Origin of the sequence: Staphylococcus sp. HMSC34C02 (assembly GCF_001838705.1) — a bacterium.
Classification (GTDB): Bacteria; Bacillota; Bacilli; order Staphylococcales; family Staphylococcaceae; genus Staphylococcus; species Staphylococcus borealis.
The window spans coordinates 1-222 of record NZ_KV838576.1 but is presented as its reverse complement, the minus strand read 5'-3'; the positions used below and the strand labels follow the sequence as shown (position 1 = coordinate 222).

Annotated in this window: 1 protein-coding gene; it reads left to right on the top strand. The window is 41.9% G+C overall.

The window, feature by feature from the left end; translation table 11 throughout:
• Window positions 1-222, top strand: a 222-nt coding sequence (locus HMPREF3239_RS05670; protein WP_141763592.1) for a Rib/alpha-like domain-containing protein, incomplete at both ends; no start/stop codon positions are given.

Genomic DNA, 222 nt, shown 5'->3' with positions numbered 1-222 from the left:
TATGAACCAACAACAGAAGAAGTCACAAAAGATTACGGTACACCAACAACTGAGGATGATGTAACAGGAGCAGTAACAATTCCGGATTATCCATCAGAAAAAGGAACACCAACAATCACAGTTGACGATCCAAGTACATTACCAGACGGTAATACGCCAGGAACAGTGAATGTCCCAGTAACAGTGACATATCCAGATGGCACACAAGATCATGTGACAGTA